This is a genomic window from Leifsonia sp. NCR5 (genome assembly GCF_002105485.1).
In the GTDB taxonomy this organism is placed as follows: Bacteria; Actinomycetota; Actinomycetes; order Actinomycetales; family Microbacteriaceae; genus Leifsonia.
On sequence record NZ_NCSR01000001.1, the window covers coordinates 217,129 to 241,793 of the forward strand.

At 69.1% G+C, this 24,665-nt stretch carries 25 protein-coding genes; 12 read left to right on the forward strand and 13 right to left on the reverse strand.

Going from position 1 to position 24,665, the window contains the following annotated elements:
• Positions 1-17: 17 nt before the first annotated feature.
• A complete protein-coding gene (locus B7438_RS01115) occupies positions 18-1,952 on the reverse strand; it encodes a PKD domain-containing protein (protein WP_085367490.1) in 1,935 nt (644 codons plus the stop codon).
• Positions 1,953-2,143: 191 nt separating this feature from the next.
• On the opposite strand from B7438_RS01115, the gene B7438_RS01120 reads away from it, so the two are divergent.
• A complete protein-coding gene (locus B7438_RS01120) occupies positions 2,144-2,707 on the forward strand; it encodes a hypothetical protein (RefSeq protein WP_085367491.1) in 564 nt (187 codons plus the stop codon).
• Here the strand turns inward: B7438_RS01120 and B7438_RS01125 are convergent.
• Entirely contained in the window at positions 2,694-3,257 is a 564-nt protein-coding gene (locus B7438_RS01125) for a dihydrofolate reductase family protein (RefSeq protein WP_085367492.1), read from the reverse strand. The two genes, B7438_RS01120 and B7438_RS01125, sit on opposite strands and share 14 nt — an antisense overlap.
• Positions 3,258-3,318: 61 nt before the next feature.
• Complete coding sequence (locus B7438_RS01130; protein ID WP_085367493.1) at positions 3,319-3,561, reverse strand: hypothetical protein; 243 nt, start codon at positions 3,559-3,561, stop codon at positions 3,319-3,321.
• Positions 3,562-3,711: 150 nt separating this feature from the next.
• Between B7438_RS01130 and B7438_RS01135 the strand changes: the two genes are divergently transcribed.
• On the forward strand, positions 3,712-4,797 hold the full coding sequence (locus B7438_RS01135) for a hypothetical protein (RefSeq protein ID WP_085367494.1): 1,086 nt from the start codon (positions 3,712-3,714) through the stop codon (positions 4,795-4,797).
• A 271-nt stretch (positions 4,798-5,068) separates the two neighbouring features.
• Here the strand turns inward: B7438_RS01135 and B7438_RS01140 are convergent, their stop codons facing one another.
• From B7438_RS01140 to B7438_RS01155, 4 genes are read right to left on the reverse strand one after another with little or no spacing between them, the layout of a single operon-like run.
• Positions 5,069-6,067 carry a glycoside hydrolase family 43 protein gene (locus tag B7438_RS01140; RefSeq protein ID WP_143465496.1) on the reverse strand — a complete coding sequence of 333 codons (999 nt, stop codon included), beginning with the start codon at positions 6,065-6,067 and terminating at the stop codon, positions 5,069-5,071.
• 4 nt (positions 6,068-6,071) lie between these two features.
• Positions 6,072-6,983, reverse strand: coding sequence for a carbohydrate ABC transporter permease (locus tag B7438_RS01145; RefSeq protein WP_085367495.1), 912 nt, complete (start codon positions 6,981-6,983; stop codon positions 6,072-6,074).
• On the reverse strand, positions 6,980-7,960 hold the full coding sequence (locus tag B7438_RS01150; protein WP_085367496.1) for a carbohydrate ABC transporter permease: 981 nt from the start codon (positions 7,958-7,960) through the stop codon (positions 6,980-6,982). The genes B7438_RS01145 and B7438_RS01150 overlap by 4 nt, the downstream gene beginning before the upstream one ends.
• Positions 7,950-9,260 carry an ABC transporter substrate-binding protein gene (locus B7438_RS01155; protein ID WP_085367497.1) on the reverse strand — a complete coding sequence of 437 codons (1,311 nt, stop codon included), beginning with the start codon at positions 9,258-9,260 and terminating at the stop codon, positions 7,950-7,952. The genes B7438_RS01150 and B7438_RS01155 overlap by 11 nt, the downstream gene beginning before the upstream one ends.
• Positions 9,261-9,414: 154 nt before the next feature.
• Between B7438_RS01155 and B7438_RS01160 the strand changes: the two genes are divergently transcribed.
• Positions 9,415-10,425, forward strand: a complete 1,011-nt coding sequence (locus tag B7438_RS01160; RefSeq protein WP_143465497.1) for a LacI family DNA-binding transcriptional regulator — start codon at positions 9,415-9,417, stop codon at positions 10,423-10,425.
• A gap of 80 nt (positions 10,426-10,505) precedes the next feature.
• On the forward strand, positions 10,506-12,329 hold the full coding sequence (locus B7438_RS01165; RefSeq protein ID WP_085367659.1) for a glycoside hydrolase family 2 protein: 1,824 nt from the start codon (positions 10,506-10,508) through the stop codon (positions 12,327-12,329).
• 23 nt (positions 12,330-12,352) lie between these two features.
• On the opposite strand, the gene B7438_RS01170 is transcribed toward B7438_RS01165, so the two are convergent.
• On the reverse strand, positions 12,353-12,721 hold the full coding sequence (locus B7438_RS01170) for a MerR family transcriptional regulator (protein WP_085367498.1): 369 nt from the start codon (positions 12,719-12,721) through the stop codon (positions 12,353-12,355).
• Between the two features lie 101 nt (positions 12,722-12,822).
• Here B7438_RS01170 and B7438_RS01175 point away from each other — a divergent pair, with 101 nt between their 5' ends.
• Positions 12,823-13,032 (forward strand): hypothetical protein, encoded by a 210-nt coding sequence (locus tag B7438_RS01175; protein WP_055897053.1) that lies wholly within the window; start codon positions 12,823-12,825, stop codon positions 13,030-13,032.
• 34 nt (positions 13,033-13,066) lie between these two features.
• On the opposite strand, the gene B7438_RS01180 is transcribed toward B7438_RS01175, so the two are convergent.
• The 5 genes from B7438_RS01180 to B7438_RS01200 all read right to left on the reverse strand — a co-directional run bounded on the left by B7438_RS01180 (position 13,067) and on the right by B7438_RS01200 (position 16,875).
• Entirely contained in the window at positions 13,067-13,504 is a 438-nt protein-coding gene (locus B7438_RS01180) for a MarR family winged helix-turn-helix transcriptional regulator (RefSeq protein WP_085367499.1), read from the reverse strand.
• 47 nt (positions 13,505-13,551) lie between these two features.
• Positions 13,552-13,803 carry a DUF6458 family protein gene (locus tag B7438_RS01185; protein ID WP_085367500.1) on the reverse strand — a complete coding sequence of 84 codons (252 nt, stop codon included), beginning with the start codon at positions 13,801-13,803 and terminating at the stop codon, positions 13,552-13,554.
• A gap of 65 nt (positions 13,804-13,868) precedes the next feature.
• Positions 13,869-14,684 carry a shikimate 5-dehydrogenase gene (locus B7438_RS01190; RefSeq protein WP_085367501.1) on the reverse strand — a complete coding sequence of 272 codons (816 nt, stop codon included), beginning with the start codon at positions 14,682-14,684 and terminating at the stop codon, positions 13,869-13,871.
• A gap of 17 nt (positions 14,685-14,701) precedes the next feature.
• Positions 14,702-15,529, reverse strand: coding sequence for an amidohydrolase (locus B7438_RS01195; protein WP_085367502.1), 828 nt, complete (start codon positions 15,527-15,529; stop codon positions 14,702-14,704).
• A gap of 2 nt (positions 15,530-15,531) precedes the next feature.
• Positions 15,532-16,875, reverse strand: coding sequence for an alpha-L-fucosidase (locus B7438_RS01200; protein ID WP_256921832.1), 1,344 nt, complete (start codon positions 16,873-16,875; stop codon positions 15,532-15,534).
• 103 nt (positions 16,876-16,978) lie between these two features.
• Between B7438_RS01200 and B7438_RS01205 the strand changes: the two genes are divergently transcribed.
• The 7 genes from B7438_RS01205 to B7438_RS01235 all read left to right on the forward strand — a co-directional run bounded on the left by B7438_RS01205 (position 16,979) and on the right by B7438_RS01235 (position 24,592).
• Positions 16,979-18,343, forward strand: coding sequence for an alpha-L-fucosidase (locus B7438_RS01205; protein WP_085367504.1), 1,365 nt, complete (start codon positions 16,979-16,981; stop codon positions 18,341-18,343).
• Between the two features lie 173 nt (positions 18,344-18,516).
• A complete protein-coding gene (locus B7438_RS01210) occupies positions 18,517-19,764 on the forward strand; it encodes an ABC transporter substrate-binding protein (RefSeq protein ID WP_256921820.1) in 1,248 nt (415 codons plus the stop codon).
• A 4-nt stretch (positions 19,765-19,768) separates the two neighbouring features.
• The gene (locus B7438_RS01215; protein WP_085367506.1) at positions 19,769-20,761 is read left to right on the forward strand and encodes a carbohydrate ABC transporter permease; all 993 of its coding nucleotides are present in this window, start codon (positions 19,769-19,771) and stop codon (positions 20,759-20,761) included.
• Positions 20,751-21,623 (forward strand): carbohydrate ABC transporter permease, encoded by an 873-nt coding sequence (locus B7438_RS01220; protein ID WP_085367507.1) that lies wholly within the window; start codon positions 20,751-20,753, stop codon positions 21,621-21,623. The genes B7438_RS01215 and B7438_RS01220 overlap by 11 nt, the downstream gene beginning before the upstream one ends.
• On the forward strand, positions 21,623-22,822 hold the full coding sequence (locus tag B7438_RS01225; protein ID WP_247597222.1) for a mandelate racemase/muconate lactonizing enzyme family protein: 1,200 nt from the start codon (positions 21,623-21,625) through the stop codon (positions 22,820-22,822). The genes B7438_RS01220 and B7438_RS01225 overlap by 1 nt, the downstream gene beginning before the upstream one ends.
• A gap of 14 nt (positions 22,823-22,836) precedes the next feature.
• On the forward strand, positions 22,837-23,823 hold the full coding sequence (locus tag B7438_RS01230) for an aldo/keto reductase (protein WP_256921821.1): 987 nt from the start codon (positions 22,837-22,839) through the stop codon (positions 23,821-23,823).
• A gap of 55 nt (positions 23,824-23,878) precedes the next feature.
• On the forward strand, positions 23,879-24,592 hold the full coding sequence (locus tag B7438_RS01235; RefSeq protein ID WP_085367509.1) for a GntR family transcriptional regulator: 714 nt from the start codon (positions 23,879-23,881) through the stop codon (positions 24,590-24,592).
• Positions 24,593-24,665 lie beyond the last annotated feature (73 nt).

Consider the following 24,665-nt stretch of genomic DNA (forward strand, 5'->3'; position numbering starts at 1 on the left):
TCCCGCGTCGTCGCGGCCTACGGCGTCACCGCCACCAGGTCGTCCACCCCCATCACCACGGGCGCGTTGGCCACGCCGCCGGACAGATACCCGGTGATCGCCAGCCCGCCCGGCGCCTGCAGTCCGGGCGTCGTGTCCGTGATGGATCGCTGCCAGGTGGTCGGCTCCGTCGTGCCGTCCGGCCAGGCCCTGGCCTGGATGAGCGTGGGGCTCGTGCCCGTGACGCGCAGCCGCACGGCCAGTTTCGTCCCTGCCGCGTATGTGGCGGGGAGTGCGACAGACGATTGCAGCACCACCTCCGCGCCGCCGTTCGGGTCGACCCGCACCAGTTGCAGCGTCACCTTGCCCACCGACGAGACGATCACTTTGGCCTGGTAGGAGCCCGTCGTCACCACGCGGCGACCGGAGATGGAGATGTAGACGTTGCCGGAGGACGGCAGCTTGTCGGCGGACACGTTGAGGCGCAGGTCGGTGTTGGCGGAGCTCACGCCGGTGAGCCTGGTCGTGCCTCCCGAACCGGCAGGCAGCTGGATCAGGCCGGTGCTCGCCCCGACCGAGTAGAGGGATGCGCTGCCGGCGACCGTCCACGCGCCGCCGGTCGGCGCCGTTCCCCAGCCGTTCGAGATGACGCGGTCGAACCCGTCCGTCGCCAGCGAGCCGGTGGGTGGCGGCGGTGCGGTGACCGCGATCGTCTTGGTGGTCGACCCGCTCGCCCCTCCGTTGTCGGTCACGGTGAGTCTCGCTGTGTACGTGCCCGCTGCCGGATAGGTGTGGCTGACCGTGCCGCCCGTCCCGGTCGCGCCTTCGCCGAAGTCCCAGGCGAACGTGCTGATCGTGCCGTCCGGATCCGTCGACGCGCCGCCGTCGAAGGTGCAGGCCAGGTCGGTGCAGGATGACGTGAAGCTCGCCGTCGGCGGCTGGTTGCCCCCGCCCCCGGCGGGCGCGATGGTGAACGAGTCCGCGAAGTTGCTGCCCGCCGCACGTGCGAACGACCCGCTGAGCTGCGTCGCCGTGGCCGTCACATCCACGGACCCGTACGTCGGCGTCTGGTTGGCGCCGGATGCCGCACCGAAGTAGTTGGCCTCCGGATCCGCGGCGTTGACGTTGTAGAGGCCGTTGCCTCCCGTGCCCGCCGTCACGAACACCGTGCCGGCGCCCTTCACCATCGAAGCGTCGCTGTCGGCGACGCAACTGGCCGAGAACGTTCCGGGCACGATCGCCGTGCACGCGCCTCCGGTGGCGAGCTGGTTCGTGCGCTGGTAGAGGTGCTCGTGGCCGGTCAGCACGAGGTCGACGCGCTTGCCGACGAGCAGGTTCATCAGGTCGGCGCCCGCCTCGCAGCCGTACTGGCCCAGCGAGAGGCAGGGCTTGTGCATCCCGACCACCACCCACGGGATGTTCGCGGCGCGTGCGCCGTCGATGGCCGCCGCCGTCCAGTTGTAGTGCGAGGTGCCCGCGTTGTAGGTCCAGGTGCCGTCCGCGAACGGCAGGCCGGGCGAGATCATCACGAAGCGCACGAGCGGGGCGCCCTGCGGGACGTCCACGTAGTACTGCCGCCCGTATGTGCCGACCGCGCCGGGGAGCTGGTTGGGCAGGCAGGCGCCGAAGTCGTTGATGTTGCCGTTCTGTCCGCTGCTCTCGTGGTTGCCGGAGACGAGCTCGAACGGGAACCCGGCTCCGACCGCCTGGGTCACGCTGTCGCACCACGACTGCTCGTCGCCGACGGCACCGTAGGAGAGGTCGCCGACGGCGAGGTGGAGGTCGGGATGCAGTGCGCCGATCCCGGCGAGCACGGCCTGCGCGTTGGCGGAGGTGCCGTAGTCGCCGGAGGCGGTGAAGTGGACGCTGGTGGCGTTCGGCGCGATCCCGAGCGCTCCGCCGGGGGCGGTGAGTGCGAGCGCGGCGACGGTGAGGCCGACGATCGCGGCGGTGAGGGTTCGACGAGCAGGCATTGGAGCGCTCCTTCGCAGCTCACGTCTGTGCTCTGCTGCCACGGGGCGCATGCCCCCGCAGAGGCAGAGGCCCTGGAGGGGCCTGGCCTCAGGGTAGCCCTGAGCGGGGGTGGGGCGGAAGGGAAAGTGAGAAAATCTCGTGGGCTGATCCCCGCATCCACCGCCCGGGTCCCGACGCCTAGACTCGTGCTGTGCCCGACGACATCCCCGTACTGAGCGACGCTCTGTTCGAGACGTTCGGGAGCGGAAGCTGGGCGTTCCTGCCCGCCACGACGCCCGAGGCGCTCGCCGCCGCACTGGATGCGCGGATCACCGACGACCGGTTCCGCCTCGCCGAGAACCCCAGCATCGGCGACGGTCCCGGCCTGCTCGTGCTCACCGCCCCGGTCAACGGCTGGGTGATGCTGCTCGGCGCCAGCGAGACGGTCGGCGCCGCCGCCGAGGTGCTCAGCGAGGGCATCGGCGTTTTCCAGGCGATGATCGACGTGCGCCTGCCCGCCATGAGCTGGTCCCACCTCGAGGGCGGAGCCCCGACGCGGACGGTGTCCGTAGAGCTCGGCGACGACGGCGACCTGGTCACCAGGACCGCGGGGGACCCGCTGCCGTTCGAGGGCGACGGCCTGGTGCTGCCGACCTCGCAGCACGGCTACGACCCGTTCTTCTACCCGGTGGCGATCCTCGCGGAGCACGGGGTGACGCTCGACGTGCTGGCCGAGGCGCTTCGGCGGCCGAGCGTGACGCTCACCCTCGGCTGACGAGGTAGCGCAGGAACACGCTCCCGTTCGCGAAACGGCGCTCCTCCTGCAGGTCCAGCGCCAGCATCAGGTCGTGCGGGAACGCCGGTGTCCCGCCTCCGACGGCCACCGGCACCAGGATCAGCTGCACCTCGTCCACGAGCCCGGCCCTCAGTGCTGCCGCCGCGATGGTCGGGCCGCCGATGCCGACGTCGCCCGGAGCGTCTGCGACCAGGGCGCGCACCGCATCCGGATCGAACTCGCGCTGGATGGTCGTGCGCGGCGTGACCGGTTCGGCGAGCGTCGACGAGTACACGACCTTGTCCGCGTCCCGCCAGATCCCGGCGAAGTCGACCACTTCCGGCTCCTCGTCCGGGTCGTCGCCGAACGTCTGCCAGACCTGCATGGTCTCGTACATGCGCCTGCCGTACAGATAGGTGGAGACGTCGCGTTCCAGGTCGTTGACGAACGCGTGCACCTCCGCATCCGGGGCCGCCCAGTCGAAGCCTCCCGACGTGTCGGCGGTGTAGCCGTCGACGGAAGCGATGGCGAAGTAGACGAGACGTGGCATCGGTGGAACCTCCCGCACCGACTCTAAGCAGTCGGTGCGGGAGGCGCCAGAGCCGTCCCGGTCAGCCCACCTGCGGGAACAGCGCCCCCAGCGCGCGGAGCTCGCCTCCGAAGAACACCGGCACGACGATGTCGAGCACGAATGCGATTCCGAAGGCGAGCGCCACGGCACCGGCCGCGATGACGACGAGCACGGAGAACAGCCGCAGATAGGCGTTCTCCGCAACGGCCGCGAGCACCCCTCGAGCTCGCGGAACCTGCGGAACCGACCCCGTGAACGGAAGTTGGTGGTTCAGCGTCGTCATGGTTTTCCCCCTTGGTATGGCCGATGTATCCAGTCAACCGGGATGCGCGGCGCGCGGCATCAGCCGTGGGTCGTGTGTGGGTCATCCGCCGGTATGATTCCCGGGGCGGGACGATCGGCCGACAGCGGGCGGCCACGGGGGAGAGTTGTGATGGCGAAGGCGCGCAGGTCGCTGTGGATCGTGGTGGTTGCCGTCGGTACGGCGCTCGCCCTCGGCGTGGGGATCACGGCACTCGTGCTGGTGATCGGGGCTCGCGCCGCAGCCACCCCGCAGGCGGTGGTGTCCACCTACCTCGCGGACGTGAAGCGCGGCGATGTCGAGGCGGCGACGAAGCTCGAAGGCCGTCAGCACCGATCGGCGGATGTGCTGCTCACCAACAAGGCGTACAAGAACGCGACGGACAGGGTGACGGGCTACCGCATCCTGGGCGTTCGGTCGCACGGACGCGACGCGACGGTCACCGCGGAGGTGACGGGCGGCGGTAAGACCACCACGCGCGACTTCGCGGTGCGTCGGGACGCGTGGACACCGGCGTCGATGGTGGGCGTCGACGGGTGGAAACTCGCGCCGGTCACGCTCGGCACGGTCACCGTGACCATCGGAGCGCCTGGGCGCGTGGATGCGACGCTCGCGGGCGTGCCGCTCGGCTGGAAGGGCGCGACCCTCCGCCTGAACGCCTTCCCTGGCACGTACACGCTCACCGCCGGGGCGAGCACCGACTGGTTCACGCTCGCCGGGGCGAAGGCGACGGTGGCCGGTTTCGGCGCAGACGCGCAACTGCGGGATGCGGCCGTGCTCACGCCGAAGGGACTCGACGCGGCGAAGGCCGCCGCCCAGGGCTGGCTCGACGGCTGCGCTGCATCGCAGGACGCCCAGCCGGCGGGATGCTCGTTCGGGCTCTCCAGTGGCGCGGAGGCCGGCGAGGTGTGGACGAACGCCGCCTGGACCATCCAGAGTCGCCCGGAGCTGACGGTGGGGCCGTGGGACTTCGGCTGCCACCTTCCCGACCAGGCCGACGTGAGCGCCGGCGGCTGCTGGCCGGTGAAGACGGCGACCCCCGGCACGGTGACGTTCCACGCCGACTTCTCGTTCCCGGCGACGGGCGACTCCGGCACGATCACGTCGACGGCTCCGATCGAGGCGGACGTGGAGGGCTCCGTTTCGTCGTTCGGCGACGCGGGCGCCGTCTTCCAGTCGGTCACCTGGGGCCCCGGCAGCTCGTCCGAGGGCAGCTGACCGGGAGGCCACCACCGCGTCGTTCGAGCGGAGAACCCGGCTCGATCGGCCGCTTTCTCCGCAGAAGCGGACTCTCCAACGGCGTGTCGCGGTGCGCCTCCTGTACTGCGGAGGCCAGGGGATGCGAGGGTCGGGCCCGCATCCGCTGGTCGTAACGCAGGAGGATTCGGCCGACACGCCGCCGTATTCTCCGTAGGAGCGGAAGGTTCATGCGGAACGCGGCCGGTTCTCCGTCGGAGCGGAGCCGGTGGACCGGGCGGCGCTCCGGGCGTCAGCCGAGGTGCGGGGTCGCGCCGTCCCAGGTGAGGGGACGGACGAGCATCCCGCGGTAGGCGTACGCGTCGTCCCAGCTGTGGAAGACGAGCCAGTCGTGGCCGCCGAACGTGACGACGTTCTGGCCGCCGGGACCGTGGAACGTGCCGAGCTTCGACGCGGAGGTGAGCAACGGCTTCTCTTGCGACGTGAACGGCTGCGTCAGCGACGTGCCCGTTGCCGTGCCGATCGCGTAGTCGTCTCCTCCGTAGTCGTTCGCGGAGAAGAACAGCACGTAGACGCCGTCACGTTTCACCAGGTCGGGCGCCTCCACCAGCGCGCCCTCCCAGGCGCGGTCCTGCTTCAGGAGCTTCACCGGCGGCCCGGCCAGGGTGAGACCGTCCGCCGAGAGCGGCGCCGTCTCGATCCAGGTGTCGAGGCTGCAGCAGTTGCCGTCCGTCTTCCAGAGCAGGTGGAGGCTGCCGTCGTCGTCGCGGAAGGTGGCGGCGTCGATGGCGCCGCCCGCCTCCACCGGGCAGACGAGCGGCGTATCCGAGGCGGGGGTGAACGGCCCGCCCGGTGTCGCGGAGGTGGCGGTGCCGATGCACTGGCGACCGGATGCCGCATCCTGGGCCGTCAGGTATATCACGAACGCGCCGGGGGAGACCTCCGCCACCTCGGGAGCCCAGGTGCGGCCGGGCTGCGCCCAGCCGGGGAGGGCGCTGAGGGCGTCCTTCTGCGACACCGTCCAGTCCCTCATATTCGTGGAGGTCGCTGACCGCACCAGGAAGCCGGGGGTGTTCGTCGCGAAGGCGTACGCGGTGCCGTCGTGGACGAGCACATCCGGGTCGGCGAAGTCCTGGTCGATCGCGAAGTCAGGGCCGGCGCTCGCCGACGGTGAGCCGGAGGCGGGGCGCGACGACGAGCCTGCTCCGGATGCGCATCCGGAGAGTGCCGCGAGTGCCGCGAGGGCGGCGGCAGCCACCACCGCCACCGCCGCGACCCCGGCGGACCTCACGACCTCACCCCTTCACGCCCGAGCTGGCGACGCTGTCCACGATGTGGCGCTGCGCGAACGAGAACAGGATCAGCACCGGGATGGATGCGATCACCGCGCCGGCCATCACGATGGCGAAGTGCGTCGAGTACGCGCCCTGCAGCTGGGCGAGGCCGGGCTGCAGCGTGAGGTTCTCCGGGCTGAGCAGCACGTAGACCGGCCAGAGGAAGTCGTTCCAGTTGGCGAGGAAGCTCAGCACGGCGAGCGTCGCCAGCGCCGGGCGCGCCAGCGGCACGACGATCTGCAGGAAGATCCGGATGTCGCCCGCGCCGTCGATGCGCGCGGCCTCCTCGATCTCCACCGGCAGCCCGATGAAGAACTGACGGAGGAAGAACACGCCGAACGCGCTCGCAGCTCCCGGGATGGAGATGGCCCAGATGGTGTCGAGCCAGCCCAGGTTCTGCACGATCAGGTAGTTCGGGATGAGGAAGATGACCGGAGGCACCAGCAGCGTGGCGACGATGGCGCCGAACACGATCTTCTTGCCCCAGAACTCGAGGCGGGCCAGCGCGTACGCGGCGGCGGAGGCGGTGACGAGGATGATCGCCGTCTGCAGCGTCGCGGCGAGCAGGCTGTTGAGGAACCAGCGGAAGATCGGCTGCTGGCCGCTCGACAGGGTGACGTACGCGTCGATCGACCACGGCGTCGGGAACACCGAGAACGGGTTCTGGATGGCGTCGCTGTCCGTCTTGAACGAGGTGAGCACGATCCACACCAGCGGCAGCACGATCAGCAGCGTGACCAGGGACAGCACGACGTAGAGTACGACCTGCCCGGCGGTGCGGCGTGGCGACGTGCGCCGCTGTGCCCGGGCGAGCTGACGCTCGCCGTCGGCATCCGGTGTCGGCTTCTGCGTGGGAGAGGTGACGGCGGTCATCGGGGTGCCCTTTCCGTGCGCTCCCGCTGCAGGCGGAAGTTGACGATGCTGATGATCGCGAGGAACACGAACAGCACATAGCTCATGGCCGACGCCGCGGCCATGTTGTTCTGCGAGAGGCCTTGGTCGGAGATGTACATGATCGCCGTGCGGGTCTGGTTGCCCGGACCGCCCTTGGTGATGATGTACGACTGACCGAACATGTTCGCCGAGGCGAGGATGGTCACGGTGACGACGAACGTCATCACCTGGCGGAGGCCCGGCAGCGTGACGCTGAAGAACTTCCGGATGGGCCCGGCTCCGTCGAGCGCGGCCGCCTCGTACAGGTCGTTGTTGATGCCTTTGAGCCCGGCCAGGATGATCACCGTATTGAAGCCGAGGGTCCACCAGACGGTGACGCCGACCAGGGAGACCCAGACCCAGGGCACGTTGACGGTCCAGGGGATGTCGGAGGGGAGGCCGAGCATCCCGAGCACGTGGTTGACGATGCCGGACTGGGTGTCGAGCAGGTACTTCCAGATGACGCCGACGACCGCGACGCCGAGCACGTACGGCGCGAAGAACACGGCGCGGAAGACGGTGCCGCCGCGGATCCTGCGGTTGAGCAGCTGGGCGATCAGCAGCGGGATGACCAGCAGGAACGGCACGCTGGCGACCGTGAAGATGCCGGTGGCGCCCATCGACTGCCAGAAGTCGCCGGAGGTCGCGGAGTCCGGGGTGAAGAGGTCGATGTAGTTCTTGAGCCCGATGAACTGCTGGGTGTCGCGGAACGGGCTCCAGTTGGTGAGGCTGATCCAGAGGCCGAAGACCGCTGGGCCCGCCACGAAGACGAGGAAGAGGACGAGGAACGGCGCCAGGAACAGGTAGGCCGTCTTCGTACGGCGCGGCGCAGCCAGGTTCGAGCTGCGCCGGGCGCGCCGAGGCGGCACCACGGCGTTACGCCGTGATGCCGCCTCTACTGCGAGCTCATTCGCCATACGTCTGCTTGTTCTGCTTCAGCAGCGTGTTCGCCTTCTCGACCGCGTCGTCGAGAGCCTGCTTCGGCGACTTCTTGCCGGTGATGGCCTCGTTGACGGCCGTGGTCACGGTGGCCGTGACGTTGGTGATGCCGGGGGCGGAGGTCTCGTAGTGCGCGTACGGGAGCTCGTCGAGGAACGGCTTGAGGTTCGGGTACTTCTGCACCAGAGCCGGGTCGTTGCGGACGCTGTTGCTCGCGGGCAGCTCACCGGTGTCCGGCCAGCTGGCCGAGTTGTCGTTCATCCACTTCACGAACGTGGCCGCGGCCGACGTCTTGTTCTTGTCCTGACCCTTGTTGGCCAGGAACATCCAGTGCGTGGACGAGGACCAGACGGCTTTCTCCGTGCCGATCTGAGGCACCGCGACGGCCGACCAGTCGAGCTTGTCGAACGCGGTGTTCGTGGTCTGCCAGACGCCGTTCCAGTTGAAGGCCGTCTTCCCGGCGATCAGGGCGTTGATGTTGCCGTCCTGCGCGACGTTCGCCGGGCTGTATCCCTGCTTGATGAGGTCGGTCATGTGGGTGAGCGCCTGCACGCCGGCGTCGGAGTTGAAGGTGGCCTTCGTGACGTCGTTGTTGAAGAGGTCGCCGCCGAACTGCCAGAGCAGCGACTGGAACTCGAACGTGCCGGTGAAGACGTAGCCGTCGACCCACTCGCCCTGGATGCCCGCCGTCTTGAGCTTGGCCAGCGCATCCATGTACGAGGTCTTGTCAGCGGGGATGGTCGTGGGGTCGATGCCCGCCTGCTTGAGCACGTCCTTGTTCACGTAGAGACCGAGCGGGGTGACGCTCCACGGGATGCCGTACTGGGCTCCCTTGTACTCGCCGGCCTTCATCAGGCCCTCGGGGAAGTCGCCGGCGCTGTACCCGAGCGACTTCACGATCGAGTCGCTCTTGAGCAGCAGGCCCTGGGCGGCGTACGTGGCGACGTCGTCGCCGTGCGCGACCGCCACATCCGGGCCCTTGCCCGCCTTGACGGCGAGCGGCATCTTCTTGGCGAGATCGGCCCACTCCATCGGGACGTTCTTCACGACGATGTTCTTGTGCTCGGAGTTGAACTTGTCGACGAGCTTCGGGACCAGGACGGGTGCTGCCCCGCCGGTCCAGCCGTTCCAGAACGTGACGGTGACCTTGGGGCCCGAGTAGTCCCCGGACGCCACCTCTCCGCCCGAGCCGCCGGAGCTGCCGCAGGCGGTCAGTGCGAGGCCCAAGCCCACGGCCACCGCGGCGGCCAGGACCCGCACGGCAGATCGCTTCTTCATGTGATTTCTCTCCCTTGAGTGACAGGCACGAGTGCGCGGCCGGGCCGCGCCCTTCGAAATTACAGCGCTAGAAATTTGCTGTCAAGCGGTGAGCGGTGGTGGACTGGCGGGAGCAGCGACGCAAAGTAGAGTTCTCACGACGGAAGGAGACGCTGTGGCCGGTGTGCGCTTGCAGGATGTCGCGGAGTTGGCCGGGGTGTCGATGAAGACCGTCTCCAACGTGGTCCACGACTACCCGCACGTCAGCGACCGGATGCGCGAACGCGTGCAGAAGGCGATTGACGAGCTCGGCTACCGGCCCAACCTGCTCGGCCGCAGGCTGGCCACCGGGCGCACGGGCCTGATCGCGCTGGCGTTCGCGGATGTCACCCTGCCGTACTTCGCCGAGCTGGCCCGCCGCGTGTCCGACGTGGCGGAGGAGCAGGGATACCGCGTGCTGCTCGAACAGACCGACTCGACGATCGAAGGGGAGCGGGCCGCCGTCTCCGGCATCGAGGCCGGCATGGTCGACGGGATCATCTTCCAGCCCAGCGTGATGAGCTCGGCCGAGCTGGCGCAGACCAGGAGCTCCCTCCCGATGGTGATCCTGGGCGAGGGGGCTGCCCCGCTCAGCATCGACCGGGTGATGATCGACAACGTCGCCGCCGCCCGCGAGGCAACGACGCACCTGCTCGCGCTCGGCCGCCGCCGCATCGCGTTCGCCGGTCACGAGCCGGAGCGCATCTCGCGCACCTCCGAGCTCCGCATCGCCGGGTACCAGGCCGCGCTCGAGGCCGCCGGGGTGACGCCGGACCCCGGGCTGCTCATCCCGAGCAACGCGATCTCGCCGGTGGACGGTGCAGCGGCGATCGGCGCCGCACTGGATGCGGGCCTGCGGTTCGACGCGATCATGTGCCGCGACGACCTCGCCGCCATCGGCGCACTGCGCGCCCTGCAGGAGCGCGGCCTCCGGGTTCCGGACGACGTCGCCATCTCCGGATGGGACAACACGCTGATGACCTCGGTCACCTTCCCGAGCATCACCACCATCGCGCCCGACCTCACGGCGCTCGCGACGCGGGCCATCACGATGCTCTGCGAGCGGATCGACGGGCTGACCTCGATGGGCAGGCACGAGCTGGTCGGGTATCGGCTGGTCACCAGGGAGAGCGCGCCGACGCTCTGAGTCGCCCGCTCCGCCTGCTCGGCTCGCCGTGTTCGCCTCACCGTTTTACAGCGCTGCATTTCTGGTGCACCATAGTGACCATGACTTTTCCAGCCGCAGGCACGCTCGATGGAACATACCCGCGCCCCCAGCTCGTGCGGGAGCACTGGTGCGACCTGGGCGGCACGTGGGCGTTCGCGTACGACGACGCAGACGCCGGCGAGGCGCAGGGCTGGTACTCGGACGCTGAGGCGACGCGCTTCGACCGCTCGATCGTGGTGCCGTTCCCCCCGGAGTCACCCGCATCCGGCATCGGCGACACTGGCTTCCACCCGGTGGTCTGGTACCGGCGCACCGTCGGCGCCGCCGAGCTCGAGACGATCGGCGCGAGCGACGACGCACCGCGCGTGATCCTCAACTTCGGAGCGGTGGACTACCGTGCCCGCGTCTGGGTCGGCGGCCGGTTCGCTGGCGAGCACGAGGGCGGGGGGTCGCCGTTCTCGTTCGACGTGACCGACCTGCTCGCGGCGGGTGGCGCATCCGGTGTCACGGACGTGTCGATCGTCGTGCGCGCGGAGGACGACCCCGCCGACCTCTCCCAGCCGAGGGGCAAGCAGGACTGGCACCGCGAGCCGCACTCGATCTGGTATCACCGCACCACAGGCATCTGGCAGCCGGTGTGGCTCGAAGCGGTGCCGGTGGTGGCGATCGAGCGCATCCACTGGACCCCCGACCTGATCTCGGGAACGGTGGCGGCGCGCATCCGGCTGAACCGTCCGGCCCGCGACGGAGAGACGCTGGCCATCTCTCTGAGCCACGACGGGCGAGCGCTCGGCTCGGTGACGATGCCGGCGGTCGGGCGCACCATCGAGGCGACGGTGCCGCTGCCGCAGCAGCGCAACGGGCAGGCGTACGAGGAGCTGCTCTGGTCGCCGGAGCACCCGCGACTGGTGGATGCGGTGGTCACCGTCGGCGCAGACACCGTCCGCTCCTACCTCGGGCTGCGTTCGGCGGCGGTCGCCGGCGGGCGGTTCCTGCTGAACGACCGGCCGTACTACGTGCGCTCTGTGCTCAACCAGGGCTACTGGCCGGAGTCGCACCTCGCCGCACCGTCGGTCGACGGCCTGCGCGCGGAGGCGCAGCTCATCAAAGACCTCGGCTTCAACGCGGCGCGGCTGCATCAGAAGTACGAGGACCCGCGCTTCCTGTTCTTCGCAGACTCGCTCGGCCTGCTGATCTGGGGCGAGTCTCCCGCTGCATACGAGTTCACGCCGACCGCGATCACCCGCACGACCAGGGAGTGGGCGGACATCGTCGACCGCGACTATTCGCATCCCTCCATCGTCACCTGGGTGCCGACCAACGAGAGCTGGGGGGTGCAGCACCTCGCCCACGACGGCCGGATGCGCGACTACGCCGCGGCGCTCGTCTCGCTGACCAAGGCGCTCGACCCCACCCGTCCCGTCATCTCGAACGACGGCTGGGAGCACGTCGACTCCGACATCCTCTCCGTGCACGACTACGAGGCGTCCGGAGAGGTCGTCGCCGCGCGCTATGGAACGCCGGAGGCGGTCGACCGGCTGTTCGACGGACTCGGACCGGCCGGGCGCCGGATGCTCGTGCGCGGCGAACGCGACCGGCAGGCGCCGGTGATGCTGACCGAGTTCGGCGGCGTCTCGTTCGTGGACCGCGCGCACGAGGTGGACGGCGCGTGGGGATACTCGGCCGCCTCCAGCCCGGAGGACTTCGCCGAGCGCGTCGGCGCCCTGCTGGAGGCGACGCTGGCCAGTTCGGTGCTCGCCGGGTTCTGCTACACCCAGCTCGCCGACACCGGCCAGGAGACCAACGGCCTGGTGACGGACGACCGCCGCCCGAAGGTCGCGATCGAGCGCATCCGGGAGATGGTGCAGGGGCGGCACGCCTGACGCGTGCCTTCCGCTCGGCCGGGTCAGTCCTGGGCTGAGCCCCGGGAGGCGCTCGCGTCGAGCCGGTGCGCGAGGGTCTCGCGGCGGCGGGTGAGGGCGGCGATGGTCCTGTCGAGGTCGGCGATGCTGTCCCGGTACGCGTCGACGGATGCGGGGCACTCGTCGCTGTACGCGTGTCCGGTGCCGAGGCAGTCGATGAACGGCGACGCTTTGCTGGGGGAGATGCCGGAGTCGGCGAGCTCGCGGATCTCGGCGACGGCACGCAGCTGGTCGTCGGTGTAGTCGCGGTAGCCGTTGGGCAGGCGGTCGGGGAGCACGAGGCCCAGGCTCTCGTAGTAGCGCACGGCTTTCACCGTGACCCCGGCGCGTTCGGCGAGTTCGCTGATCTGCATGGTGTTCCTCCGCGTTCCTCCGCCCACAGCGTAAACCCTGACCCGCGGGTCAAGGTCAATCGGGCGTACACTAGTTAGTGCACTAACGAATTGAGGAGATCATGTCCGGAAGCTTCATGCGCTGGTACACGCGGATGAACGAGAAGTTGATCAGCGTCGCCGGCCCAGCGCAGCTCGGCGCAGGTCACCCGGAAGGTCCAGATCACCGCTCCGCCGCGTCGCCCTGCCCCATCTGCGGCCGCCCGATGACCGAGCACACCGTGCTCCGGCCAGAAGGCCAGCGCGACGCCACGCGGCTCGTCTGCCCGTAACGCGGCTCGCGCCTCGCGCCTTCCGCGGACGCGCCTACGCCGTGCGCAGCGCCGCCGCGATGATCGCGTGCAGCCCCTCGCGCAGGTGCTCCAGCTCGCTGACCGGCAGCCCCAGCTTCGCCACGATCTGGCCCGGGATCTTCTCCGCCTCCGACCGCAGCGCCCTGCCGGTGTCGGTGAGCGTCACCTCGAGCGTGCGCTCGTCGGTCGTGCTGCGCTTCCGCTCCACGTAGCCGGTGGCTTCGAGCCGTTTCAGCAGTGGCGAAAGGGTGGCGGGTTCCAGCTGGATGGCCTCGCTCAGTTCTTTCACCGACCGCGGGTCCCGCTCCCACAGCGCCAGCATCACCAGGTACTGCGGATGCGTCAGCGACAGCGGTTCGAGCACGGGACGATACAGCGCGATTACGCTGCGAGCGGCGACGGCCAGGCCGAAGCAGACCTGGTTCTCCAGGGCGAGCAGGTCATCGGACACGATTCGAGTCTACGTCCGGCGGCGGCGCGTCCTCGCGTTCGGGCGGCTCAGAAGTCGTCGGAGCGCGTGCGCTGCTCCTGGATGCGCTCGCCCGTCGCCGGGTCGACCCCACCGCGCCGGATGGTCGTGGTCTGCCGTCTGCGCAGCATGAAGATGAGCGACAGGATGAACACCACCACACCGGCGCCCATCAGGATGTAGCCGACGAGCTGCACGTCGATCCACGACACCTGCACGTTCAGCGCGAACGCGAGGATGGCGCCGACCACCACCAAGAAGATGCCACTGCCGATGCCCATGAGCGCTTCCCTTCGGTCGACGTGCGGCTCACGTTACTCCGGTCGGCTTCGCGGGGCGACGCCGACTATTCAGCGCGGGAGAACTCCGACGCCCTGGCCACCTGGTCGGCCGTGAGGGTGACGCCCGTGTAGCGCTCGAACTGGCGCGCGGCCTGCAGCGCGATCACCTCGGCGCCGGTGATGACCTTCGCACCGGATGCGCGCCCGGCGACGATCAGCGGAGTCTCCGACGGGAACGCCACCACGTCGAACACCGTGGAGGCCGCGGCGATGTGGTCGTCGCCGAACGCCGTCACGCTCTCGCTCTCGCCGCGCATCCCGAGCGGGGTGACGTTGACGATCACGTCGAAGCCGGGCTCCGGGTCGGTGGCCACCCAGGCGTAGTCGTACTTCTCGGCGAGCGAGGAGCCCGCCTCCTCGTTGCGGGCGACGATGGTCAGGTCGTCGAAGCCGGCGCCGCGGAACGCCGCGACGACCGCCTTCGCCATGCCGCCGGAGCCGCGCAGCAGCACGCGCTGCGCCGGGTCGACCTCGTGCTCGGCGAGCAGTGCGGCGACCGCCTCGTAGTCGGTGTTGGACGCGGTCAGCACACCGTCGTCGTTGACCACGGTGTTCACCGACTCGATCGCGAGAGCGGACGGCTCCATCACGTCGACCAGCGGGATGATGGCCTCCTTGAACGGCATCGACACCGAGCAGCCGCGGATGCCGAGAGCCCGGATGCCGCGCACGGCGCCCTCGAGGTCGGTGGTGGCGAACGCCTTGTAGATGAAGTTCAGGCCGAGCTCGTCGTAGAGAAAGTTGTGGAACCGGGTTCCGATGTTGCTCGGCCGCGCTGCGAGCGACATGCAGACCTGCATGTCCTTGTTCAGGATGGGCATGAGGCAATTCTCGCAGGTCAGTCCAGGCGGTACGCCCGGCGTGCGGCCCCGCCGAACACGTCGGAGCGCTCCTGCTCGCTGAGCCCCGCGGTGAGTGCGCGGGCGACCGCGGTGGTCTCCGCATACGTTCCGGCCAGGGTGGAGACCGGCCAGTCGCCGCCGAACAGCACCCGGGATGCGCCGAACGCGTCGAGTGCGTGCTCGGCGTACGGCTGCAGGTCGTCCCCGATGGTGGTGAGGCCGGAGAGTTTGGTGGAGACGTTGGGGTGCGCGGCCAGCGCGGTCATCAGGGACGCCCACGGCTCCCACCCTGCCGCGGAACTCGCCGAGCCGGCCGGCGGGGTGCCGAGGTGGTCGACGACGATGCGCAGCTCCGGCTGCTCCTCCGCGAGCGAGACGGCGAGCTCAAGGTGGCGCGGAAGCACGCCGATCACGTCGAAGGCGATGCCGTGGGCGGCGACGACGGCGAGGGAGCGGCGGACCGCATCCCGTGCCAGCCAGTCGGCGTCCGGCTCGTCGTGGATGAGGTGGCGCACCCCCACGAACCCGGGATGCGCCGACCACGTCTCCAGCTGGGCGGCGGTCGCGGCAGGGTCGAGCAGGTCGACCCAGGCGACGACGCCCGCGACCAGCGGCGAGGAGGCGGCGACGGCGAACATCGCCTCGGAGTCCTCCACCGAGTTCGCCGCCTGCACGAGCACGGCGCCGTCGACGCCCTCCGCACGCAGCTGCGGCTCGACCTCGGCGAACGCGAACGTGCGGTTGATCGGCGCCAGCGCGTCGGTGAGCCACGGGTACGCGACCCTCTCGAGATCCCAGAGGTGCAGGTGGGCGTCGACGGTCATGCTCAGGCCGCCAGGTCGAAGCGGATGAGCGTCGGACCGGCGATGGATGCGTCCGGCAGGGTCACCGCGAGCGTGTCGCCGTCGCGCGTCACGGCGACGGGGGTTCCGTCGGCGAGGCGGGCGGAGGCCGCGTCGACCGCTGCGGACACCCCGCCGATGGTGACGGCCCCGGATGCGTCGACGAACGCGTTCGCGACGTCGCCGCTGCGCGTCCAGCGCACCCACGGGTCGGAGCGCGACGCCGCGATCGACGTGTCCAGGGTGGTCGAGCCGAACACCGCATCCCCGTTGACGGCGTTCCACGCTGCCAGGTGCTCCAGGGTGCGTCGCTGCAGGTCCGGGACCGTCCCTCGGGCGGTGAGACCGACGTTGAGGAGAAGGTTGCCGCCGCGCGAGACGATGTCGACGAACGTCTTCACCGCATCCGGGCCGCTCAGCAGGTGGGTCTCGTCTTCGAGCGTGTTGTGGCCGAACGAGTACCCGATGCCGCGGCAGTTCTCCCAGCCGCCGTCGCCCTCCACGCTGAGTCCCTGCTGGTATTCGCTGGTGCGGAAGTCCCAGTGGGTGGTGCCCCAGCGGTCGTTCGCGACGCCGTCCGGGGTGGTGGCGTAGAACTTCTCGAACAGGTTCTCCATCGAGAACGGCCCGGAGGGCTTGCCGGCGTCCGGCCACTCGATGTCGCCCCAGAGCACGTCGGGGGAGTACCGCTCGATCAGGTCTTCGACGTGCTTGTACGCGTACTCGGCGTATGCGGCGTCGACGGGGCGGCCGAACTCCTGGCCCTCGTCGGTGATCGGCGGCAGCTGCGAGAAGTGCCAGTCGAGCCCGCCGGAGTAGTAGACGCCGAAGCGGAGGCCGGCATCCCTGGTGGCCTTCTCGAACGCGCCGATCAGGTCGCGCTTCGGTCCGCGGGCGACCGTGTTGCGGCCGTCGGTGCCCGGCGCATCCCACAGGGTGACGCCGTCGTGGTGCTTGGTGGTGGGGACGAAGTAGCCTGCTCCCGTGCTCTTCACGAGGGCGATGAACGCCTCCGGATCGAACTCGTCGGGGTTCCAGGCGTCGAGGAAGTCGTCGTACGGAGCGTCGCCGAACGCGTCCTTCTGGTGCTGGGCAGCCGGGCTGCCCTCGATGCGGATCGTGTTGAAGTACCACTCTGCGTAAGGATTGTGAGCGAACCAGTACTGCTTCTCGATGGTGCCGAGTTCGCCGATCGGCTCAGCCCAGGCCGGAACGGAGTACGGGCCCCAGTGAACGAAGATGCCGAGCTTGGCGTCGCTGAACCAGGACGGGAGCTCGTGCTGGAACCGCTGGTAGTTCTCGGGGCGGACGGGGTCGTCAGTGAACATGGCCACGCTGAGATTCTCCTTCTTCGTTGAATGGATTGTGGGACGCATCCCAAGTCCATATCCTATAGGCAATAGCATCCCTACTCAAAGGAGAGTTCTCCCCGTGGATTCGACCCTCACCGCTCTACCCGACTCGTTCGTGCGTCGCGCCGACTTCCAGCTGCCAGGCGGGGAGTGGTTCATCGGCGCAGGATTCGGCCTCTTCGTGCACTGGGACCACGCCAGCCAGCAGGGCATCGAGATCTCCTGGCCGCTGGTCGGCCGGTCCATCATCCCCGGCTCCGACGCGGTCGAGGACACCGTCAGCGTCGAGCAGTACCAGTCGACGGCGCCCACCTTCAACCCGGTCGACTGGGATGCGATCGCCCTCGCCCGCCTGGCCAAGCGCGCCGGTGCCCGCTACGTCGTGTTCACCGCCCGCCACCACGCCGGATACTCGATGTTCCACACCGCGCACTCCGACTTCGGCATCGAGCACTCGCCGTTCGGGCGCGACATCACCCGCGAGTTCGTCGAGGCGATCCGCGCCGAGGGCATCCGGGTGGGCATCTACTACAGCCTCCCCGACTGGAACCACGCAGACTACCCGGCCTTCCAGGACAGCGACCGCCCGTACCCGCTGGAGCACTGGCCCGCCGCGGGAGACCCGGCCAACGCCGGCACCCCTGTCGCGGAGGACAAGCACCGCCGGCCGACGCCGGAGGCCTGGGCGCGCTACCAGGACTACCTGCGCGGGCAGCTCACCGAACTGCTCACCGGCTACGGCACCATCGACCTGCTCTGGTTCGACGGAGAGTGGGAGCGCTCGGAGCAGGAATGGGACAGCGCGGGGCTGCGCGCCCTCATCAAGTCGCTGCAACCGGATGTGGTCATCAACGACCGCCTGCTCGGCCAGGGCGACTACAAAACGCCGGAGCAGGGCTTCCCTGTCACGGCGCCGACCGGTCCGTGGGAGCTGTGCCTGACCATCGGCCAGATGTGGGCGTGGCGGCCGGGAGACACCAAGAGCAAGTCCACCACCTCGCTCGTGACCACACTGATCGAGGTGGCGAGCCGCGGAGGCAACCTGCTGCTCAACATCGGCCCCAAGGGCGACGGCAGCCTCAACGAGTCGCAGGTGCAGACGCTGGACGAGATCGGCCAGTGGATGGATGCGCATGCCGAGAGCGTCGTCGGCGTCTCGCCGACCGTCGGCGTCGACTACTACGGGCCGTCTACCGCCCGGCCGGGGACGATCTACCTGCACCTGGTGATGCGGCCGATCGAGCAGGTGATCGTGCGGGGCATCCCGGTGGGCCGGGTCACGGGCATCCGGTTGCTGGCGACGGGCGAGCAGCTGCCGTACGAGGTCAACTACGAGGTGCACGAGCAGGCGTCGCGGGATGCCGAGCCGCTCGGCGAGCTGCTGATCCCCGCGCCCGCCGCATCCGGTGCCGTCGTGGACGTGATCGCGATCGACTTCGCCTGACCGGCACAGACCGGGTCGACTACTTGACCGGCCGGGGCGCAGCAGCTTATGCTCCCCATAACCTATATCAAAGACCCTATAGGATCGCGGATCCGCCCCTCGGAGCGAGACCGCGGAACAGCAGGCTCAGTAGGCGATCACATTTGATGAATCCAATGGAGGAGGCACAGCAAGTGACACCACGAACCACGCGCGCGGCGGGACGTATCGGAACCGCAATCGTATTGGCAGGAGCCCTCACGGCGCTCGCAGGATGTGCGGGCGGAGGCGGGGGCAACGCCTCCGGCGGCCCCATCTCGATGTACACCTGGGTCAGCAGTCAGAGCGACCGCGACCAGTGGGAAGGCTTCATCGACCTCGGCAAGAAGGTCGACCCGAAGCTCGACGTGACCATCGACGGCCCGAGCTTCAACGACTACTGGACGAAGGTCAAGACCCGCCTCAGCGGCTCCAACCCGCCCTGCCTGCTCACCACGCAGGCCGCGCGGGCCCAGGAACTCGGCGGGCTGCTCATGCCGCTCGACGACCTGATCAAGAAGTACAAGCTCGACACCTCGGCGTTCGACGCGTCCATGCTCAAGGGCATGACGGTCGACGGCACGATCCGCGCCATCCCGTACGACGCAGAGCCGATCGTCCTCTACTACAACGTTGATGCGTTCAAGAAGGCCGGCCTGGAGCTGCCGAGCACGACGTACTCGCGCGAGCAGTTCCTGTCCGACGCGAAGAAGCTCACCACGGGCGACCACAAGGCGCTCGCGATCGAGCCGGGCTTCTTCATCCCGAACGCCTGGGCCATCGCAGACGGTGCAGAGGCCGTGAAGGGCGGGAAGCTCGACCTGACCAACTCCAAGCTGGTCGACCAGGTGCAGTCGTACTTCGACCTGGTCAGCAAGGAGGGCATCGCGGCTGCGCCGAACGCGGCGGACGGCTCCGATGTGGCGCAGGCCGCGTTCACCGGTGGCTCGACCGACATGCTGATCGAGGGACCGTGGATGTACGGCACCTTCGCCTCGGCGGCCAAGTTCCAGATGGGCGTGACCATCGTCCCGAGCACGTCGGGCGAGGCGCACGGCATGACGGCCGGCTCCGGCTTCGGCATCGCGAAGAACTGCAAGGACCCGGACGGCGCGTTCAAGGCCATCCAGGCGATGACGGACACGAGCGTGCTCAAGGGCCAGGCGGAGAAGCGCGGCATCGTCCCGTCCAGGGCTGACGCACAGTCCGCCTGGGCGGAGGGCAAGACGCCCGAGGCCGCTGCCGCCGTGCAGGCGCTGCTCGGCAACGCCACCGCGCAGCTCACCACGCCCACCTGGAACCAGGTGGAGACCCTGTTCACCCAGTACGGCGTCGAAGGGTACCGCGGTGACAAGACGGCCAAGGACGTGATGAACACGATCCAGAACTCGGTGGGGCAGTAGCCGCATGGCTTCCCCGCTGATCTCGGGCGCCGTCGTCTCGAAGGAGACGGCGGCGTCCGCCGCGCCCGAATCGACGGAGACGCGCCCGTTCGGCGTGCCCCACCCCACCCCGCCGCGGGGCACCAGGAAGCGGAAGGGCGACGGCCTCGTCGCCCTCGCATACCTGTGGCCCGGCCTCGCGGGGTTCACGTTCTTCATCCTGGTGCCGCTGCTCGGCTCGCTGGTGATCAGCCTGTTCGAGTGGCCGCTGTTCGGCTCGCCGACGTTCGTCGGGTTCGCCAACTACCAGAAGCTGTTCTCCGACCCCACGTTCTACACGGTCCTGATCAACACGGTGATCTTCGCGTTCGTCTACACAGCGCTCAACCTGGTGCTCGCACTGGCCGTCTCGCTGTGGCTGAACACGAGGATCAAGTTCTCCGGCTTCTGGCGCGTGATCTTCTTCCTCCCCGCCATCACGCCGATGGTGGCGAACGCCCTGGTCTGGCGGTTGCTGCTGAGCGACAACGGCCTCGTGAACTCGGCGCTCGCATCCGTCGGCATCCAGGGTCCCAGCTGGCTGTCGGACGCGTCGTTCGCCCTGTTCTCGGTGATCGCGATGTCGGTGTGGCAGTCGTTCGGCTACAACGTGATCGTGCTCTCCGCCGGTCTCGGAAGCATCCCGAAGGAAATCCTCGAGGCGTCCAGGATGGACGGCACGAGCGCCTGGCAGCGGCTGCGGTCGATCATCCTGCCGATGATCTCCCCGTCGCTGTTCTTCACCATGACGATGACCATGATCGGTGCGTTCCAGGTGTTCGTGCAGCCGCAGATCCTGACCCAGGGCGGTCCGGGGGAGTCGACCAACACGTTCGTGCTCTACCTGTACCGCAACGGTTTCGTCTTCGACAGGCTCGGCTACGCGTCGGCGCTGGCGTGGATCCTGTTCATCGTCGTGATGCTGATCACCGCCCTGCAGTTCGCCGGGCAGAAGAAGTGGGTGAACTATGACAAGTGAGACGCTGACCCGCAAGCCCCGCCTGCGCCGCGCCCAGAAGGTCACGGCCGCCAAGACCTGGCTGAACACCCTGGTGATGGCCGTCGTGGCGCTGGTGTTCACCTTCCCGTTCATCTGGATGTTCTTCTCGGCCCTCAAGCCGGAGTCCGAGGTGTTCTCGGCGAAGCCGTCGTTCATCGGCTCCGAGGTGAAGTGGTCCAATTTCGTGGATGCGTGGACCCTGGTGCCGTTCGGGCGCTTCATCTTCAACGGCTTCTTCGTGGCGATCATGGGCGCACTGCTGTCGGTGATCGTCGCCGTGCTGTCCGCGTACGCGTTCTCCCGGCTGCGCTTCAAGTATCGCGACCGCCTGTTCCTGCTCTACGTGCTCACGCTCGTGCTGCCGCAGGAGGTGCTGGTCGTCCCGCTGTTCATCATGATGAACCAGCTGGGCCTGGTCGACACGTACGCGGCGCTGATCATCCCGTTCGCGTTCACCGCGTTCGGCACGTTCCTGCTCCGGCAGTTCTTCCTCACCATCCCGATCGAGTTCGAGGAGGCCGCGCTGATCGACGGCGCCTCCCGGTTCCGCACGCTCTGGTCGGTGCTGCTGCCGCAGCTCACGGCACCGCTGTCCGTGCTCGGCGTGTTCTCGTTCGTCGGCTACTACAACTCCTACCTGTGGCCGCTGATCATCATCAACAGCCAGGAGCTCGCGACCGTGCCCCTCGGCCTGTCGATGTTCACCGGAGAGCACGGCACCCAGTGGAGCCTGATGATGGCCGCATCCACCCTGGCGATCATCCCGTCGCTGATCATCGTGGCCGTGCTGCAGCGCCAGCTCATCAAGGGCGTCGCGCTCGGCGGCTTCGGCGGCCGGTGATGGCCGTCGTCGCACGCACCGGCACCGCCGGCACCGGCCCCTCCGGCACCCACCCCACCCCGAAAGCAGAGCAGATGACCTTCGCACCGCCCATCGACCGCATCGCCGTGGACGGCACCATCGTCTTCGCGGAGGCCTGGCTGAGCGACCTCGAAGTGGAGACGGTCCGCACAGACGCCGTGCAGTCGTTCGTGAAGCAGGAGACGATCTTCGTGCGCATCCGGACAGCGGGCGGCGTGGAGGGGATCGGCTACAGCTACACGATCGGCACCGGAGGCGGCGCCGTGCTCAGCCTGCTGCGATCCGGCCTGCTCGACGTGCTGCTCGGGATGGACGCCAACCGTCCGGAGGCGGTGTGGCACGCGCTCTTCTCGTCCACCCGCGCCACCACGGTCGGTGCGATCACGTCGCTCGCGCTCGCCGCCGTCGACACCGCCGTCTGGGATGCGCGCTGCGTCGCCGCCGGCCTGCCGCTGTGGGTGGCGGCGGGTGGAGCGCGGCCGAGCATCCCGTTGTACGACACCGAGGGCGGCTGGCTGCACTTCAGCGCGGAGGAGCTGGTGGCGCAGGCCGTCGAGTCGAAGGCGCGCGGGATGCACGGGGTGAAGATCAAGGTCGGCAAGCCGCGCGGGCACGAGGACTTCGAACGCCTCGCCGCCGTGCGGGATGCCGTCGGCCCCGGCATGGACATCATGGTCGACGCCAACCAGTCGATGACCGCCGCCGAGGCCATCCGTCGAGCGGCCCTGTTCGAGAAGCTCGACATCTTCTGGTTCGAGGAACCGCTGCCCGCCGAAGACGTCGCAGGGCACCGCAGGCTCGCGGAGGCGACCAGTCTGCCGGTGGCCGTGGGGGAGTCGATCTACTCGGTCGGGCACTTCCGCGAGTATCTGCAGTCCGGTGCGGCGTCGATCGTGCAGGTGGATGTGGCCAGGGTCGGCGGGGTCACGCCGTGGCTGAAGGTCGCGCACCTCGCCGAGGCGTTCAACGTCGCTGTCGCCCCGCACTTCCTGATGGAGCTGCACGTCTCGCTGTGCTGCGCCATCCCGAACGCGCTCTACCTGGAGCACATCCCGCAGCTGCGCGCGGTGACGCGCAGCGAGATGACCGTCAGCGACGGCGCGGGCGTCGCGCCGACCACGCCGGGGCTCGGCATCGAGTGGGACCTCGACGCGATCGACGATCTGAGGGTGAGCTGACCAGAATGGACACTGTGAACACGGCCACCGCATCCCGGACATTCGGCCGGGGCGGCCTGACGGTCGGGCCGATCGGCTACGGCGTCGCAGCCCTCGGCAACCTCTACCGGCCGCTCGGCGACGACGTGTGGCCCGGCATCGTGCCCGCGGCGTGGGAGGCGGGCATCCGGTACTTCGACACGGCCCCGCACTACGGCCTCGGCCTCGCGGAGAAGCGGCTGGGCGCCGGTCTGCAAGAGTACCCGAGGGATGCGTTCGTCCTGTCGACCAAGGTCGGTCGCGTGCTGGAGCCCAACCCGGACTATCGCGAGGGGGACACCGACCTCGGAAACCTGTTCGCGGTGCCGTCGACCCTGCGCCGCCGGCTGGATTATTCGCGCGACGGCGTGCTGCGGTCCATCGAGGACTCGCTGACCAGGCTCGGCCTCGACCGCATCGACGTGGTGTTGGTGCACGATCCGGATGAGCACGAGCGGGAGGCGCTGGACGGCGCGTTCCCCGCACTCGACGAGCTGCGCGCCCAGGGCGTCATCCAGTCGTACGGCGCCGGCATGAACCAGTCGGCGATGCTGACGAGGTTCGTGCGGGAGACCGACCTGGACATCGTGATGTGCGCCGGCCGGTACACGCTGCTCGACCCGTCGGCCGAGCAGGACCTGCTGCCGGCCGCCGCGGAGCGCGGGGTGTCCGTGGCCGTCGCCGCGGTGTTCAACTCGGGCATCCTGGCCACCGACCGCCCGGTGGCGGGCGCGACGTACGACTACGGCGCCGCCCCGGATGCGCTGCTCGCGCGCGTCTCCCGCATCGCCGATATCGCCGCGCCGTACGGCGTGACCGTGCCGCAGCTGGCTGTGCAGTTCCCGCTGCGCCACCCGGCCGTCGCCACGGTCGTGCTCGGCGCGGACTCGGCAGCGCAGATCACCAGAAACGCCGGATTGGCCGCAGTTCCCGTGCCGGATGCGCTCTGGGCGGAGCTTTCCGAGGCGGGACTTCTGCCGTGAGAATCCTGCATCCTCTATCCTCTCTTTCCCTCCGACGAAGCCATACGATGTCTGCATGAGCACCGAATCAGCACCAGGCGCGCACTTCCTCCCCGCGAGGAGGGCGCTCGCCGACGACGTGTACGACGCCGTCCTCGGCCTGCTCATGGACCAGATCATCGAGCCGGGCAGCCGGGCCAGCATCGACGGCATCGCCCGCCAGCTCAACGTCTCCCCGACCCCGGTCCGCGAGGCCCTCGCACGCCTCGAATCGGAGGGCCTGGTGGTCAAGCAGGCGCTCAAGGGCTACACCGCCGCGCCGCTGCTCGACAGCGAGGGCCTGCGCCAGCTCTTCGAGATGCGGCGTCTGATGGAGCCGTACGCCACCCGCAAGGCGGTGGGCGAGCTCACCACGGAGACGCTCGCGGAACTCGAAGAGCTCTGCGACGCCATGCACGCCAGCGGAGAGGCGGCGCAGAGCGGGGACGACCGGTTCCGCGACTACCGCGACTTCGCCGACCAGGATGCGGCCTTCCACCGCATCATCGCCGAGCACTCCGGCAACGCGCTGCTCTCCGACGCCATCGCGCGGCTGCGGTCGCACATGCACCAGTACCGCGTCTACTTCAAGCACGGCGTGGTCGAGGAGACCTCCGGCGAGCACGAGGCCGTCCTCGAAGCACTGCGCGCCGGTGACGCCGAGGCCGCCGAGAGGGCGATGCTCGACCACATCACCAAGTCGTACACGCGCATCTCCGCCAGCCTGGCACACGCCGACCAGCACAGCTGACCCGCAGGGCCGCGCCCGAGCTCCGTCGCACTCCCATCCCGCGCCGGACGTCCGCGCCTCGGATCTCCGTTCC